This window comes from Staphylococcus sp. EG-SA-17 (genome assembly GCF_017151845.1).
GTDB classification, from domain to species: Bacteria; Bacillota; Bacilli; order Staphylococcales; family Staphylococcaceae; genus Staphylococcus; species Staphylococcus aureus.
This window is the reverse complement of record NZ_JACVZO010000135.1, coordinates 1-270: the sequence shown is the minus strand read 5'-3', so window position 1 is coordinate 270 and position 270 is coordinate 1. Positions and strand designations below refer to the sequence as shown.

Below are 270 nucleotides of genomic sequence, written 5' to 3'. Positions count from 1 at the left end.
TAGAGATACCGTTCGAGACAAAACGTGAATTTAATCCGAAGTTACAACCTGGTGAAGAGCGAGTGAAACAAGAAGGACAACCAGGAAGTAAGACAATCACAACACCAATCACAGTGAACCCATTAACAGGTGAAAAAGTTGGTGAGGGTCAACCAACAGAAGAGATCACAAAACAACCAGTAGATAAGATTGTAGAGTTTGGTGGCGAGAAAATACCGCAAGGTCATAAAGATATCTTCGATCCAAACTTACCAACAGATCAAACGGAAA

General features: G+C 40.7%; 1 protein-coding gene. It reads left to right on the top strand.

Annotated elements, in window-relative coordinates; genetic code table 11:
- Positions 1-270, top strand: a 270-nt coding sequence (locus IDG65_RS14420; protein WP_206174261.1) for a G5 domain-containing protein, incomplete at both ends; no start/stop codon positions are given.